General features: G+C 63.9%; 11 protein-coding genes. 5 read left to right on the top strand and 6 right to left on the bottom strand.

Annotation, left to right across the window (positions count from 1 at the left end; all coding sequences use genetic code 11):
• Positions 1-9: 9 nt before the first annotated feature.
• The 6 genes from FXB41_RS18095 to FXB41_RS18070 all read right to left on the bottom strand — a co-directional run bounded on the left by FXB41_RS18095 (position 10) and on the right by FXB41_RS18070 (position 7,535).
• On the bottom strand, positions 10-1,815 hold the full coding sequence (locus tag FXB41_RS18095) for a gamma-glutamyltransferase family protein (protein WP_219682699.1): 1,806 nt from the start codon (positions 1,813-1,815) through the stop codon (positions 10-12).
• An 81-nt stretch (positions 1,816-1,896) separates the two neighbouring features.
• Positions 1,897-2,886: an ABC transporter ATP-binding protein gene (locus tag FXB41_RS18090; RefSeq protein ID WP_219682698.1), complete on the bottom strand. Its 990-nt coding sequence runs from the start codon at positions 2,884-2,886 to the stop codon at positions 1,897-1,899.
• On the bottom strand, positions 2,883-3,869 hold the full coding sequence (locus FXB41_RS18085; RefSeq protein ID WP_219682697.1) for an ABC transporter ATP-binding protein: 987 nt from the start codon (positions 3,867-3,869) through the stop codon (positions 2,883-2,885). Before FXB41_RS18085 ends, FXB41_RS18090 begins: the two co-directional genes overlap by 4 nt.
• A 13-nt stretch (positions 3,870-3,882) precedes the next feature.
• On the bottom strand, positions 3,883-4,851 hold the full coding sequence (locus FXB41_RS18080) for an ABC transporter permease (RefSeq protein ID WP_007593845.1): 969 nt from the start codon (positions 4,849-4,851) through the stop codon (positions 3,883-3,885).
• Positions 4,852-5,832, bottom strand: coding sequence for an ABC transporter permease (locus tag FXB41_RS18075; RefSeq protein WP_219682696.1), 981 nt, complete (start codon positions 5,830-5,832; stop codon positions 4,852-4,854).
• A 101-nt stretch (positions 5,833-5,933) separates the two neighbouring features.
• Positions 5,934-7,535: an ABC transporter substrate-binding protein gene (locus tag FXB41_RS18070; RefSeq protein ID WP_219682695.1), complete on the bottom strand. Its 1,602-nt coding sequence runs from the start codon at positions 7,533-7,535 to the stop codon at positions 5,934-5,936.
• 304 nt (positions 7,536-7,839) lie between these two features.
• Here FXB41_RS18070 and FXB41_RS18065 point away from each other — a divergent pair, with 304 nt between their 5' ends.
• From FXB41_RS18065 to FXB41_RS18045, 5 genes are all read left to right on the top strand, one after another.
• The gene (locus FXB41_RS18065; protein WP_007593837.1) at positions 7,840-8,097 is read left to right on the top strand and encodes a DUF6489 family protein; all 258 of its coding nucleotides are present in this window, start codon (positions 7,840-7,842) and stop codon (positions 8,095-8,097) included.
• Positions 8,097-8,897, top strand: coding sequence for an esterase/lipase family protein (locus tag FXB41_RS18060; RefSeq protein ID WP_219682694.1), 801 nt, complete (start codon positions 8,097-8,099; stop codon positions 8,895-8,897). Before FXB41_RS18065 ends, FXB41_RS18060 begins: the two co-directional genes overlap by 1 nt.
• A 46-nt stretch (positions 8,898-8,943) precedes the next feature.
• On the top strand, positions 8,944-10,494 hold the full coding sequence (locus FXB41_RS18055; protein ID WP_219682693.1) for a WS/DGAT/MGAT family O-acyltransferase: 1,551 nt from the start codon (positions 8,944-8,946) through the stop codon (positions 10,492-10,494).
• Positions 10,495-10,504: 10 nt separating this feature from the next.
• A complete protein-coding gene (locus FXB41_RS18050) occupies positions 10,505-11,500 on the top strand; it encodes an alpha/beta fold hydrolase (protein WP_219682692.1) in 996 nt (331 codons plus the stop codon).
• A 131-nt stretch (positions 11,501-11,631) separates the two neighbouring features.
• The gene (locus FXB41_RS18045; RefSeq protein ID WP_219682691.1) at positions 11,632-14,865 is read left to right on the top strand and encodes a bifunctional cytochrome P450/NADPH--P450 reductase; all 3,234 of its coding nucleotides are present in this window, start codon (positions 11,632-11,634) and stop codon (positions 14,863-14,865) included.
• Positions 14,866-14,930 lie beyond the last annotated feature (65 nt).

Below are 14,930 nucleotides of genomic sequence, written 5' to 3'. Positions count from 1 at the left end.
GTGCTGCCTCTAGCGCCCTGCGGCGTAGCCCTGCATGCCGCGCGGATTGGCGGCAGCCCGGCGGCGCGGACCGACGCGCGAAGCCGCGGTGAGGCGGCCTTCCGACCAGTCGGGACCGACCTCGACGATATGTCCGCGTTCGCGAAGATTCTCGATCGTCGCCTTCGGCACGCGGTTCTCGACCACGAGCACGCCGGGGCGCGCGGTGCGGGGCCAGAACGAGATCGGGAAATGTTCGGAATGCCAGGCCGGGGCGTCGATCGCCTCCTGGAGATTGAGGTTGCAATGGACGTGCCGCAGGAAAAACTGCGTGATCCACTGATCCTGCTGGTCGCCGCCCGGCGAGCCCCAGGCGAGATATGGCTCGCCGTCCCGCAACGCCATGCTCGGCGACAGCGTCGTGCGCGGCCGCTTGCCCGGCGCGAGCGAGCTCGGTTGATTCTCTTCCAAATCAAACATTTGTGCGCGGCTGCCGAGGCAGAAACCCAGCTCGGGAATGACAGGTGAGGATTGCAGCCAGCCTCCCGACGGAGTCGACGACACCATGTTGCCGGCCTTGTCGATAATGTCGAAATGCACGGTGTCGCCGCGCACCTCGCCGAAGCGGCCCACCGTCGGTTCACCGGCGCCGAGCGCGCCGACAGCCTCGCGCTGGCCCTCGGCGCGGCGCAGCTTGACCACGCCGCCAAAGCCCTCGATCGCACCGGGCCGGAGATCGAGCGAGGCCTCGTCGGTGACGAGCTTGCGGCGCTCGTTGTTGTAGGCATCCGACAGCAGCGTTCCGATCGGGATCTCGCTGAACTTGGGATCGCCGTAGAATTTTTCGCGGTCGGCGAAGGCGAGCTTGGCGCATTCGATCTGGAGATGGATGAATTCCGGCCCTGTCGGGTCGAGCCCATCGAGCGCAAAGCCCTTCAGCAGCGCGAGCTGTTGCAGCGTCACCGGGCCCTGGCTCCAAACGCCGGCCTTGCAGACGGTGTAGCGGCCATAATCGTAGGTGAGCGGGGCCTCGACCGTCGGCTGCCACCGCGCCATGTCATCGGCCGACAGCACACCGCGATGCGGCGAGCCGCTAACGTCCATCACCTCCTGCGTCCGGCAGAATTTGTCGATGGCTTCCGCGACAAAGCCTTGCGACCAGGCCTTGCGTGCACGCTCGATCTCGGCGTCCCGACCGCCGCCGCCGCTTTCGGCTTCGCTCAGGATCCGTGCGTAGGTCGCCGCAAGTGTCTTGTTGGTGAAGAGCGTTCCCGGTGTTGGCACTTCGCCGTTTGGGAGATAGACGGCGGCTGATGTCGGCCAGTGCGTGCGGAATAATTGCTCGACGGTCTGGATCGTGGCGCAGGCGCGCTCAACCAGCGGATAGCCGTCGCGCGCATAGGAGATCGCGGGCTCCAGCACGTCGCGCACGCGCATCGTGCCGTAGTCACGCAGCAGCATCATCCAGGATTCGAAGGTGCCGGGGACGCAGGCCGCGAGCAGGCCGGTGCCGGGCACCATGTCGAGGCCTTCGCTCTTGTAATGCGCGATGGTGGCGCGGGCCGGTGCCGGACCTTGGCCGCAGATCACCTCGGTGCGGCCGCGTTTCACGTCGTGCACGATGATCGGAACGTCGCCGCCGGGGCCGTTCAGATGCGGCTCGACCACCTGGAGCGTGAAAGCGGTGGCGACGCCGGCGTCAAAGGCATTGCCGCCCTTTTCCAGGATGGCCATGCCGATAGCGGTCGCGATCCAGTGCGTGGTCGCGACGACCCCGAAGGTGCCTTCGATCTCGGGGCGTGTCGTGAACGGATCGGGATTGACGATGCTGGCCATGGACTACCTCATTTGCGGCGCGCGCAATTGATCACAGGGCCAGGCCGCCGCCAAATGCGCAGGCTGCATGGCTAGCGCGCGTCACGCCGGTACCGGCGCGGTGTTGACCGCGTGGCAGGCGACGCCGTTGATCAGGCTCGGCGTCTCCTTGCGGCAGAGGTCGAACGCCAGCGGGCAGCGCGGATTGAAAGCGCACCCGGACGGCGGATTGATCGGGTTCGGGATCTCGCCCTTCACGGGAATGCGCTGGCGGCCGCTCATGGCAAGATCGGGCACGGCGCCGAGCAGCATCTTGGTGTAGGGCATGCGCGGACGGGCAAACAGCTCGCGCCCTTCCGCGATCTCGACGATGCGGCCGAGATACATCACGCCGACGCGGCTCGCCATGTGGCGGACCACGGCGAGGTTGTGGCTGATGAACATGTAGGTCAGGCCGAACTTGTCCTGGAGGTCGCGCATCAGGTTCAGGATCTGCGCCTGCACGGAGACATCAAGCGCGGAGGTTGGCTCGTCGCAGACAATGAACTCGGCGTCGGAGGCGAGCGCGCGAGCGATCGCGATGCGCTGACGCTGGCCGCCTGAGAATTCGTGCGGAAATTTCAACCTGTCGTCGGGATGCAGGCCGACGAGGGTGAGAAGCTCTCCGACGCGCGCCTGGATGTCGCGCTCGCCCTCGATCAGGTCGAAAGCGCGGATCGGCTCGGAGATGATGGCGTCGACCCGGAAGCGCGGGTTCAGGCTCGCATAAGGATCCTGGAAGATCATTTGGATGCGGCGGCGCAGTTTCCGCCGCGCCTGGGCCTGCCGCGGATCGGTCATCGAGATGCCGTCGATCAAGACGTTGCCGGAGCTCGGCGGCAGCAAGCCGACGACCATCCGCGCCACCGTTGTCTTGCCCGAGCCGGATTCGCCGACCAGTGCAAAGGTCTCGCCCTTCCTGATGTCGAAGGTGACGCCGTCGACGGCCTTGAGATATTCGAGCTGCCCGCCTTCGAGCATGCGGTTGAGCCAGGGCTTCGAGACGTCGAAGACGCGGCGCAGATTCGTGGCCTGGACGAAGGGAGTGCTCATGCCGCGCTCTCCGCCGGCACGCTGTCATAGAGGTGGCAGGCGACCGATTGCGCGCCGCGCGGCAGCGGCTCCGGCCTCTCCACGCGACATCGGTCGAATGCGAATGCGCAGCGCGGATTGAACGAACAGCCGCGCGGGATCGCCGACAGGCGCGGCATGGAGCCGGGGATCTGCACCAGACGCTTGTCGTCGCCGGCAAGGGTCGGGATCGCGCCCATCAGGCCCTTGGCGTAGGGGTGCAGCGGGTTCCTGACCACGTCCTGCACCGGACCGATCTCGGCGACTCGGCCGGCATACATCACCGCGACCCGGTCGGAGGTCTCGGCGATCACGCCCATGTCGTGGGTCACCAGCATCACCGCGGTGCCGTGGTCGCGGCCGAGACGCTTGATCAGCGAGATGATCTGCGCCTGTACGGAGACGTCGAGCGCGGTGGTCGGCTCGTCGGCGATGATCAGCTCCGGTTCGGCGCAGATCGCGAGCGCAATCACAACGCGCTGGCGCATGCCGCCGGAGAATTCGTGCGGATAGCCGTCGATGCGCTTTTCCGGAGCCGGAATGCCGACTTCGGCGAGCAGGTCGATGGCTCGCCGGCGGGCGGCGGTCTCGGACAGGTTCAGATGGGTTCTGATCGTCTCGATGAGCTGGTCGCCGATCTTGTACAGCGGATTGAGCGAGGTGAGGGGGTCCTGGAAGATCATGCCGATACGTTTTCCGCGCACGCGGCGCATCTCTTCCGGCGGCAGATTGTCGATGCGCAGGCCGGAGAGGCGGATCTCGCCGCCCGAGATGCGGCCAGGGGAATCGATCAGGCCAATGACCGCGAGTCCGGTGACCGATTTGCCGGCGCCGGACTCGCCGACAACACCGAGCACCTCGCCTTTGGCGATGTCGAAGGAGACACTATCGATCGCGCGCAGCGTGCCCCGGCGGGAGGCGAACTCGACCTGAAGATTACGAACGGAGAGAACGGGCTCGGTCATGAACGCTGCATACTCATCGGAGTTTCGGGTTAAGCGCGTCACGCAGCCAGTCGCCGAGCAGATTGATCGACAGGATCAGCGCCGCGAGTGCGATTCCAGGGAAGGCGACGATCCACCATTCGCCCGCGAACAGATAGTTGTTGCCGATGCGGATCAGCGTGCCCAGCGATGGCATGGTCTCGGGCATCCCCGAGCCGAGGAACGACAGCGTCGCCTCGGTGATGATAGCGAGCGCGAGATTGATGGTGGCGATGACGAGAATCGGCCCCATCGTGTTCGGCAGCACGTGGCGCAACATGATCACCGGGGCGGGCAGGCCAATGAGCTGGGCGGCGGCGACATAGTCCTTGTTCTTCTCGACCATGACGGAGCCGCGCACGGTGCGGGCATATTGCACCCAAAAGCTCAACCCGATCGCGAAGACCAGGACAGCCAGCATGCTCATCTCGTCGAGCTTGTTGCCGAAGACCGATTTGGCGATGCCGTTGATCAGCAGCGCGATCAGGATCGCCGGAAATGAAAGCTGCACGTCGGCGATGCGCATGATCAGCCCGTCGACGGCACCGCCGAAATAGCCGGCCGTCAGCCCGAGCAGGATGCCGATCGCGCCGGAGAAGACGACGCCGAGCACGCCGACGAGAAGCGAGATGCGCATGCCGTAAAGGATCGCGGACAATACATCCCGGCCTTGTTCGTCGGTGCCGAGCAGGAACGGGCTCTGGCCGTCGGAGGTCCATAATGGCGAAATGCGCGAGTTCATCAGCTGGAGCTGCGCCGGGTCGAAGGGATTCTGGACCGACAGCACCGAGGCGAGGATCGCGACCAGGAAGAACAGCAGCGTCACCGCCGCTGCAACCATGGTGATCTTGGAGCGGCGAAATGAATAGAACAGATCGCTGTCGAGCGCGCGTTTGAACCAACCCGGCGCGTCGGCGCGCGGGCCGCGTTCTTCGACCTTGTGCGGGACGACGGCTTCGCTCATTCAATGTGCCCGGCTGATCGTCGAGCGCAGCCGCGGATCGACGATGGTGTAGAGGATATCAACCACGAGATTGATGGTGACGAAGATCAGGGACACCATCATCAGATAGGCGGCCATGATCGGGATATCGACATTCTGCACGGCCTGCACGAACAGCAACCCCATGCCGGGCCACTGGAACACGGTCTCGGTGATGATCGCAAATGCAATTACCGAGCCAAATTGCAGGCCGGCCACCGTGATGACGGGGATCAGCGTGTTGCGCAGCGCATGTCCGTAATGGATGGCGCGGGTGGTGAGGCCGCGGGCACGGGCGAAGCGGATGTAGTCGGTGCGCATGACTTCGAGCATCTCGGTGCGGACCAGGCGCATGATCAGCGTCATCTGGAACAAGCCCAGCGTGATCGAGGGCATGATCAGCGCCTTCAGTCCGGACAGCGTCAGCAGACCCGTCGTCCACCAGCCGATATGCACGACGTCGCCGCGCCCGAACGAGGGCAGCCAGCCGAGCGTCACCGAGAACAGGTAGATCATGAGAATGCCGATCAGGAAGGTCGGCAGCGAGATGCCGATCAGCGAGATCGCCTGGAACGCGTGTGTGAGCCAGCTGTCGCGGCGAAGCGCCGAATAGACGCCCATCAGGATGCCACAGAGCATCGCGAAGATGGTGGCGCAGATCGCGAGCTCCAGGGTCGCGGGCATCCGCTCCATCAGAAGATTGCTGACAGGCAGGCGGAATTGGTAGGAGACGCCGAACTTGAACTGCGCAGCGTTGCCGATATAGCGGCCGAACTGCACGATCACGGGATCGTCGAGGCCGAGCGATTTGCGGATCGCGGCACGTTCGGCGCTCGACGTGTCCATCCCGACCATCTGGTTCACGGGATCGCCGGCGAAACGAAACATCGAGAAGGAGATGATCCCGACGGCGATCATGACACCAATGGCCTGAATGGCCCGGCGCAGTGTGAAAGCGAGCATCTGTTCCTTTCACATTTCTTCAGTGGCACGCATCATTGCGTTAGCCCGAAATAGCAAGTCCCGGAAGCCAGGGCTTCCGGGACTTCACAACTTGTCGACACCTACTCGTCCTGCTTGGTCGCCCAGTAGAGCATGACCATGTTGTCCGCACGCTGGGTCAACTTCACCTTCTTCGAGACGCCCCAGGCGAGCGCCTGCTGGTGCAGCGGGACGTAGGCCCAGTCCTTCATCGAGACCTCGAAGGCCTGCTTGATCAGGAGATCGCGCTTGCCCGTATCGGGTTCCACGAGAACCTTGTCGGCGAGCTCGTCGAACTGCTTGTTGCAATAGCCGGCGAGATTGGCTTCGCCGCGGTTCGGATCCTTGGGATCGTCCCGGCAGCCCATGATGTCGTGCAGTACGTTATGGGAGTCGAGCGTATCCGGGGTCCAGCCCAGCATGAACAGCGAAGTCTTGTAGCCGCCGGGCTTCAGCACCTTGGCGAAATACTGGGCCTTCGGCTGCGCCAGCAGGTCTACCTTGATGTTGATGCGGGCGAGCATGCCGACGACCGCCTGACATATCGCGGCGTCATTGACGTAGCGATCGTTCGGGCAGTCCATCGTCACCTCGAAACCATCAGGATAGCCGGCATCCGCCAGGAGCTTCTTGGCGGCGTCAGGATCGAGCTTCGGCCGGGTGAAGTCCTTCGACAGCGAAAAGATCTCCGGCGCAACCATCAGCGCGGACGGTGTGGAGAGCCCGCGCATGACGCGATTCTTGATCAAATCGATATCGATTGCCCGGTAGACAGCTTCGCGGACGCGAACGTCCTTGAACGGGTTCTTGCCCTTGACGTTGGAGTACAACAGCTCGTCGCGCGCCTGATCCATGCCAACGAAGATGGTGCGGAGCTCGGGCCCCGTCAGCACGGTGGCGTTCGGACTCGCTTTCACGCGCTCGATATCCTGGACCGGAACCGGCTCGATCACGTCGACCTCGCCGGACAACAGCGCTGCGACACGCGTGGCCGGGTTGGCGATCGGCGTGAAGACGATCTCCTTCAGATTATGTTCCGGCTTGCGCCACCAGTTCGGATTGGCCTTGAAGACGGTCTTCACGCCCGGCTGATGGCTTTCGATCGTGAAGGCGCCGGTGCCGTTCTCATGGAGCGAGGCGTAGCTCGGGGTCGTCGCGGCGGCAGGCGTCGGTGCCGTCGCATCGTTCGCCTCTGCCCATTTCTTGTCCATGATGTACCAGGTCGCCCACAGCGCCGTCAGGATGGGATTGGGCGAGGTCAGGACGAAATCGACGGTGTAATCGTCGATCTTGACCACCTTGGCATCGGCGGGAACGCGGCTCTGGAAATTCGAACCTTTCGCCCGCACGCGCTCGGCCGAGAACACCACGTCGTCCGCGGTGAACGGGTCGCCGTTGTGGAATTTGACGTCCTTGCGGAGGTGAAAGCGCCAGCGTGTCGGCTCCGGCGTCTCCCAGCTTTCGGCGAGTGCCGGGACGATCTTCAGGTCCTTGCCGCGGGCAACCAGGCCCTCATAGACATGACCGAGATGCGCACTGGTGGTCGACTCGTTCAGCGTGTACGGGTCGAGCGACTTGAGCTCACCCTGGTTGGCGTAGCGCAGCGTCTGGCTCGACGCCGGCGAGACCGCCCACGCAAGCATACTGGCGAGCGTCGCCGCAAACAGACTTCGTCCGACTGACATTCTTGACCTCTCCACTCGCCCGCACCGTCATTTTTGATTGTTCGGCGGGGCTGATCGAACCATGTTGCCCAGAGTTCTCGACCCGTGCAAGCGCCATTCCAGCAAGGAACGCGCCAAGTTGCACCGCTGTGCAGCAATGCTGACCGGCATTGACGGGTGGATGGGCGCTGACGCGGCTGATTTTGATTGACCATATCCGCCGATCGGGGAAGCCGGTGGCTGCCACCGCCCTCAGGTCGCTTGCGTTGCACACCTTCTCGCGGCGATACTACGGACGGCCGCTCGAATCTCATCTGGAGGGGACATGAAAGTTAACATCGAAATCGACTGCACCCCCCTCGAGGCCCGACAGTTCATCGGATTGCCGGATCTGGCACCGATGCAGACGGCGGTGATGGACAAGCTGCAGCAGCAGGTTCTGAGCAACATCGACAAGGTCTCGCCGGAGTCGCTGATCCAGAGCTGGTTCACCTTCGATCCAAAGCTCGCCGAGCGGTTTCAGGACATGTTCGTCACCATGGCCGGCCTCGGCGGCACGCGCAGCGGCGACAAGAAGAAATAATGCCGCCCGGTCCAGACGGGCCGCAGACCCCGGGCCGGCTTCGTCCGCCCAGCCTTGCTTTGCTGCTCGCCGAAGCCCGTGGGTTGCTCGAACTCAACGCCAGCCTGCTGCTGTCGCCGGTCCTGATGCGGGCGCCCAAAGGCGATGGCCATCCGGTGCTGGCGCTGCCGGGCTTCCTCGCCAGCGACCTCTCGATGGCGCCGATGCGGCGCTATCTCAGCGAACTCGGCTATGAGGCACGTGCCTGGCAGATGGGCCGTAATTTCGGCGGGTTCGGACGGATGCGGGATTCGTTGCGCGCCCGTCTCGCCGAAATCCATGCTGCGAGCGGACGCAAGGTCAGCCTGGTCGGATGGAGTCTGGGCGGCGTCCATGCGCGCGATCTCGCGCTGCAGGCGCCCGACATGGTCCGCAATGTCATCACGCTCGGCAGCCCTTTTGCCAATGACATACGAGCGACCAATGCGACGCGGCTCTACGAGATGATGTCCGGCGAGCGTGTCGAGGATTTCGCCGAGCTGCGGGAGGCGATCGCGGGCGATCTTCCGGTGCCGGCGACGTCGATCTATTCGCGCGCCGACGGCATCGTGAACTGGCGGACCTGCCTGCTGCGTCCCTCCGACCGCGCCGAGAACATCGAGGTGCATCTGGCGAGCCATATCGGGCTTGGGGTGAACCCCGCGGCGCTGTGGGCCGTGGCAGACCGCCTTGCGCAACCGGAGGGAGAGTTCTGGCCATTTGACAGGGCAGGGCCGTTTGCCATTGCATATGCCCCGCCGGAACAGGCAGTATCGGCCTGACGAGAAGCGCCGCCTAAGGCGCCCGTCAAATACTCGGGAGGGAACCATGGCTGACGGTAAGAAACTGTCGTCGCTGGACGCGTCGTTTCTCTATCTGGAAACGCCGGAAATGCCGATGCATGTCGGGAGCATGGCGATCTTTCGCCTGCCGGACGACTACAAGGGCGACTTCTTCGAAGATTTCAAGGCGATGATCGTCTCGCGCCTGCACGTCGCGCCGATCCTCAAGGCGCGCCTGGAGAAGGCGCCGCTCGACATCGATCATCCCTCCTGGGTCGAGGACGAACAGTTCGACATCGATCGTCACATCTTTCGCGCCAGCCTGCCGCAGCCGCGCGACCGCGCCACGCTTGAGCGCATCGTGGGCTGGATGCACGCCAAGCTCTTGAACCGCGCCCGCCCGCTCTGGGAGTTCTACGTGTTCGAGGGCATGAAGGACAACGAGGTCGGACTTTATTCGAAGATGCATCATGCTGCCATCGACGGCGGCGCCGGTGCGGCGCTGACCAACATGATCTACGATATCTCGCCGATCCCGCGGAAGGTCGATCCGCCGACCGCGGGAGCGAAGCCCGGGCAAGAGCCGCGCGACATCGCGGCGAACCTGGTCGATTCCTACCAGCAGCTCTTCACCCAGCCGCTCGATGCATCTGCGGCCGCGAAGAACCTGCAACTGCCGCGCACCGGCAAGAGTGACATCGGTTCGATCCTGTTCGACAATGCGATGTACCAGATCGAGAGTGCGGTACGCTTCGCCGGCAACATCCCGACCATGGTCAAGAGCGTCTCGGACGTGCTCGGCAAGATATCCGATCCAAAATCGCGCGAGAGCCTCGCCAGCATGGTGTCGCCACCGACCATGCTCAACAAATCGATCTCGTCCGAGCGTAGCTTCGCCGGCGTCTCGATCTCGCTGTCGCGATCCAAGGCGCTGGCCAAGCAGGCCGGCGGCAAGCTCAACGATGTCGTGCTGGCGCTCGCCTCCGGCGTGGTCCGGCGCTACCTGCAGCGACACGGAACGCTGCCGGCAAAGTCCTTGACCGCTGCCGTGCCGATCTCGCTGCGCGAGGAAGGCAACACCGAAGCCAACAACCAGGTGTTCGGCATGATCTGCTCGATCGCGACCAACATCGACGATCCCAAGGCGCGGCTGGAAACCATCATCGCGCAATCGACCAAGTCCAAGGAGATGTCGCATCCGCTGCGGGCACTGATGCCGCAGGTCTCCAATATCTCGATGCTGGGCGCGCCGATCATCGTTCAGATCATGGCGCTGCTCTACAGCCGCTCCGATTTGTCGAATGTGCTGCCGCCGGCTGCGAACATCACGGTGTCCAACGTGCCGGGGCCGAGGCAGACGCTCTACGCCGCGGGCGCGGAGCTGTTGCACATCTTCCCGGTGTCGATCTCGACGCACGGGCAGGCGCTCAACATCACCGTGCAGAGCTATCGCGACCAGCTCGATTTCGGCTTCATCGTCGGCGCCAACATCATTCCGCACGTGCAGGTGATGTGCGACATGCTGCCGGAGGAGTTTGCCGCGCTGGAGGCTGCCTATGCCTTGCCCGCGGCGGACATCAAGGGCGCCGCCGAGTAGGAATGTTCCGATGATTGAAATGCCACCGCTCAAGTTCGTGCAGACGAACGGAATCCGCATGGGCTATTACGAGGCGGGCCCGGTCACAGACAAGCCGCCGATCGTGCTGTGCCATGGCTGGCCCGAACTCGCATTTTCCTGGCGCCACCAGATCAAGGCGCTGAGCGAGGCCGGCATCCGCGTGATCGCGCCGGACCAGCGCGGCTACGGCGCGACCGACCGGCCAGAGCCGGTCGAGGACTACGACATCGAGCACCTGACCGGCGATCTGATCGGGTTGCTCGACCATCTTCAGATCGACAAGGCGATCTTCGTCGGCCATGACTGGGGTGGCTTCATCGTCTGGCAGATGCCGCTCCGGCACATCGACCGGGTCGCCGGCGTGGTCGGCATCAATACGCCTCATACCAACCGCGCCTGGGCTGATCCGATCGAGCTCCTGCGCGCGCGCTTCGGCGAAAAGATGTATATCGTGCAGTTCCAGGACCCGGCGCGTGAGCCTGACAGGATCTTTGGCAGCCGCGTCGAGCAGACCTTCGATGCCTTCATGCGCAAGCCCGTACCGCGCCCGGCAGATGCTCCGGCGGAGGAAGTCGTCGCGGGTGTCGGTGCTTCGCCGCGACTGAACCTGGCATTCCCGCAGATGATCGCAGGCTACGATGCGAAGCACGATCCGCGCACGCCGATCCTGTCGCCGGAAGAGAAAAAGGTGTTCGTCGACAATTTCACCAGGACAGGCTTCACCGGCGGCATCAACTGGTACCGCAATATGTCCCGCAACTGGACGCGCGCCGAAGGGCTCGATCATACGGTGCGCGTGCCGTCGCTGATGATCATGGCCGAGAACGACGCGGTGTTGCCACCGTCTTCTGCCGATGGCATGGACAAGCTGATCCCCGATCTGGAAAAATATCTGGTCCGCGACAGCGGCCATTGGACGCAGCAGGAGAAGCCGGAAGAGGTCAGTGCGAAGCTGATCGAATGGCGTAGAAGGCGGTTTGGCTAGCTGATCATTGCGAACTCGTCATTGCGAGGAGCGAAGCGACGAAGCCAATTCAGTCTGCCTCCGCGGACATATTTCTGGATTGCTTCGCTTCGCTCGCAATGACGACATTGAAGCAGGGGGACTACATTTCGATGTCATCCAAGAACCGTCTGGACCCGATCCCGCAGCCGCCGACCAAACCGGTGGTCGGCAACATGCTGTCACTGGATTCGGCCGCGCCGGTGCAGCATCTGACCCGGCTTGCCAAGGAGCTGGGGCCGATCTTCTGGCTCGACATGATGGGTTCGCCGATCGTGGTCGTCTCCGGCCACGATCTCGTCGACGAGCTCTCGGACGAGAAGCGCTTCGACAAGACAGTGCGCGGTGCATTGCGGCGGGTGCGCGCGGTCGGCGGCGACGGCCTGTTCACCGCCGACACCAAGGAGCCAAACTGGAGCAAGGCGCACAACATCCTGCTCCAGCCCTTCGGCAACCGCGCCATGCAATCCTATCACCCGAGCATGGTCGACATCGCCGAGCAGCTCGTGGGCAAGTGGGAACGGCTCAATGCCGACGACGAGATCGACGTCGTCCATGACATGACGGCGCTGACGCTGGATACGATCGGCCTGTGCGGCTTCGACTACCGCTTCAATTCGTTCTACCGGCGCGACTACCATCCCTTCGTCGAGTCGCTGGTGCGCTCGCTCGAAACCATCATGATGACGCGCGGCCTGCCGTTCGAGCAGCTCTGGATGCAGAAGCGGCGCAAGACCATGGCCGAAGACGTCGACTTCATGAACAAGATGGTCGACGAGATCATTGCGGAGCGCCGCAAGGGAGGCGAGGCGACCGACGATAAGAAGGATATGCTTGCGGCGATGATGACCGGGGTCGATCGCTCGACCGGCGAGCAGCTCGACGACGTCAACATCCGCTATCAGATCAACACGTTCCTGATCGCGGGCCACGAGACCACCAGCGGCCTGTTGTCCTGCACGCTGTATGCGCTGCTCAAGCACCCCGACATTCTCAAGAAAGCCTATGACGAGGTCGATCGCGTCTTCGGTCCCGACGCCAACGCGAAGCCGACTTATCAGCAGGTGACGCAGCTGACCTACATCACCCAGATATTGAAGGAGGCGCTGCGGCTGTGGCCGCCGGCGCCGGCCTATGGCATCTCGCCGCTGAACGACGAGACCATCGGCGGCGGGAAGTACAAGCTCCGGAAAGGCACGTTCACCACCATCCTGGTGACCGCTCTGCATCGCGATCCCTCGGTCTGGGGTCCGAACCCCGACGCGTTCGATCCGGAGAATTTCAGCCGGGAGGCGGAAGCCAAGCGGCCGATCAATGCCTGGAAGCCGTTCGGCAATGGCCAGCGCGCCTGCATCGGCCGCGGCTTCGCCATGCACGAGGCCGCGCTCGCGCTCGGCATGATCCTCCAGCGTTTCAAGCTGATCGACCACCAGCGCTACCAGATGCATCTGAAGGAAACGCTGACGATGAAGCCGGAAGGCTTCAAGATCAAGGTCCGTCCGCGCGCCGATCGCGAGCGCGGTGCCTATGGCGGACCTGTGGCGGTGTCGTCGGCACCGAAGGCACCGCGCCAGCCCACCGCGCGGCCCGGCCACAACACGCCGATGCTGGTACTCTACGGCTCCAATCTTGGGACCGCCGAGGAGCTGGCGACGCGGATGGCCGACCTGGCCGAGATCAACGGCTTTGCCGTGCATCTGGGGCCGCTCGACGATTACGTGGGCAAGCTGCCGCGGGAAGGTGGCGTGCTGATCATCTGCGCCTCCTATAACGGCGCGCCGCCAGACAATGCGACGCAATTCGTCAAATGGCTCGGCGACGAGCTGCCGAAGGATGCGTTTGCCAATGTGCGATACGCCGTGTTCGGCTGCGGCAACAGCGACTGGGCCGCGACCTATCAGTCGGTGCCGCGCTTCATCGATGAGCAATTGTCGGCGCATGGTGCGCGCGCGGTCTATCCGCGCGGCGAGGGCGATGCGCGCAGCGATCTCGACGGCCAGTTCCAGAAATGGTTCCCGGCGGCCGCCCAGGTCGCGACCAAGGAATTCGGCATCGACTGGAATTTCACCCGGACCGCGGAGGACGATCCGCTCTACGCGATCGAGCCGGTCGCGGTGACCGCCGTCAACACCATCGTCGCCCAGGGCGGCGCGGTGGCCATGAAGGTGCTGGGCAATGACGAGCTTCAGAACAAGGCCGGTTCCAATCCGTCAGAGCGTTCGACGCGTCACATCGAGGTGCAGCTGCCTTCCAACATCAATTACCGCGTCGGTGATCATCTGAGTGTGGTTCCGCGCAACGATCCGACGCTGGTGGATTCGGTTGCCCGTCGCTTCGGCTTCCTGCCGGCCGACCAGATCAGGCTTCAGGTCGCCGAAGGCCGCCGCGCGCAATTGCCGGTCGGCGATGCCGTGTCGGTCGGCCGTCTGCTCAGCGAGTTCGTCGAGTTCCAGCAAGTGGCGACGCGGAACCAGATCAAGATCATGGCCGAACACACCCGCTGCCCGGTAACCAGGCCGAAGCTGCTGGGCTTTGTCGGGGAGGAGGCTGGGCCGCTGGAGCGCTATCGCAGCGAGATTCTGACCAGGCGGAAATCGGTGTTCGATCTGCTGCTCGAATATCCGGCTTGCGAATTGCCGTTCCACGTCTATCTGGAAATGCTCTCGCTGCTGGCGCCGCGTTATTATTCGATCTCGTCTTCGCCGTCGGTCGATCCGGTTCGTTGCAGCGTCACGGTCGGCGTGGTCGAAGGGCAGGCCGCCTCCGGCCGCGGCACCTACAAGGGCATCTGCTCGAACTATCTCGCCAATCGACGTGCGGGCGACGTGATCCATGCAACCGTGCGTGAGACCAAGGCCGGCTTCCGGCTCCCGGACGATCCGTCCGTGCCGATTGTCATGATCGGCCCGGGCACGGGATTGGCGCCGTTCCGCGGCTTCCTCCAGGAGCGCGCCGCGCGCAGGGCCAAGGGCGCCGCGCTCGGTCCGGCCATGCTGTTTTTCGGCTGCCGTCATCCCGAGCAGGATTTTCTCTACGCGGACGAGCTTAAGGCGCTGGCGGCAAGCGGCATCACCGAGCTGTTCACCGCGTTCTCGCGTGCGGAAGGACCGAAGACCTATGTGCAGCACGTCCTCGCCGCGCAGAAAGACAAGGTCTGGCCGCTAATCGAGCAGGGCGCGATGGTCTATGTCTGTGGCGACGGCAGCAAGATGGAGCCCGACGTGAAGGCGGCGCTGGTCGCGATCCATCGCGAGAAGAGCGGCAGCGATGCCGCCACGGCCGCGCGCTGGATCGAGGAGATGGGCGCGAAGAACCGGTATGTGCTGGACGTGTGGGCGGGAGGGTAGGCCGGTTCGTAGCCCGGATGGAGCGCAGCGAAATCCGGGGCGATTTTTCCTCACGCGCGCGCTTC

Origin of the sequence: Bradyrhizobium canariense (assembly GCF_019402665.1) — a bacterium.
Classification (GTDB): Bacteria; Pseudomonadota; Alphaproteobacteria; order Rhizobiales; family Xanthobacteraceae; genus Bradyrhizobium; species Bradyrhizobium canariense.
The sequence above is the reverse complement of the archived record's forward strand: the minus strand, read 5'-3'. Positions and strand labels throughout refer to the sequence as shown.

Coding starts and splice junctions, on each gene's coding strand:
- FXB41_RS18075 (WP_219682696.1), bottom strand. CDS start 5,832: ATGCTCGCTTTCACACTGCGCCGGGCCATTCAGGCCATTGGTGTCATG.
- FXB41_RS18050 (WP_219682692.1), top strand. CDS start 10,505: ATGATTGAAATGCCACCGCTCAAGTTCGTGCAGACGAACGGAATCCGC.
- FXB41_RS18070 (WP_219682695.1), bottom strand. CDS start 7,535: ATGTCAGTCGGACGAAGTCTGTTTGCGGCGACGCTCGCCAGTATGCTT.
- FXB41_RS18060 (WP_219682694.1), top strand. CDS start 8,097: ATGCCGCCCGGTCCAGACGGGCCGCAGACCCCGGGCCGGCTTCGTCCG.
- FXB41_RS18055 (WP_219682693.1), top strand. CDS start 8,944: ATGGCTGACGGTAAGAAACTGTCGTCGCTGGACGCGTCGTTTCTCTAT.
- FXB41_RS18080 (WP_007593845.1), bottom strand. CDS start 4,851: ATGAGCGAAGCCGTCGTCCCGCACAAGGTCGAAGAACGCGGCCCGCGC.
- FXB41_RS18045 (WP_219682691.1), top strand. CDS start 11,632: ATGTCATCCAAGAACCGTCTGGACCCGATCCCGCAGCCGCCGACCAAA.
- FXB41_RS18065 (WP_007593837.1), top strand. CDS start 7,840: ATGAAAGTTAACATCGAAATCGACTGCACCCCCCTCGAGGCCCGACAG.
- FXB41_RS18090 (WP_219682698.1), bottom strand. CDS start 2,886: ATGAGCACTCCCTTCGTCCAGGCCACGAATCTGCGCCGCGTCTTCGAC.
- FXB41_RS18095 (WP_219682699.1), bottom strand. CDS start 1,815: ATGGCCAGCATCGTCAATCCCGATCCGTTCACGACACGCCCCGAGATC.
- FXB41_RS18085 (WP_219682697.1), bottom strand. CDS start 3,869: ATGACCGAGCCCGTTCTCTCCGTTCGTAATCTTCAGGTCGAGTTCGCC.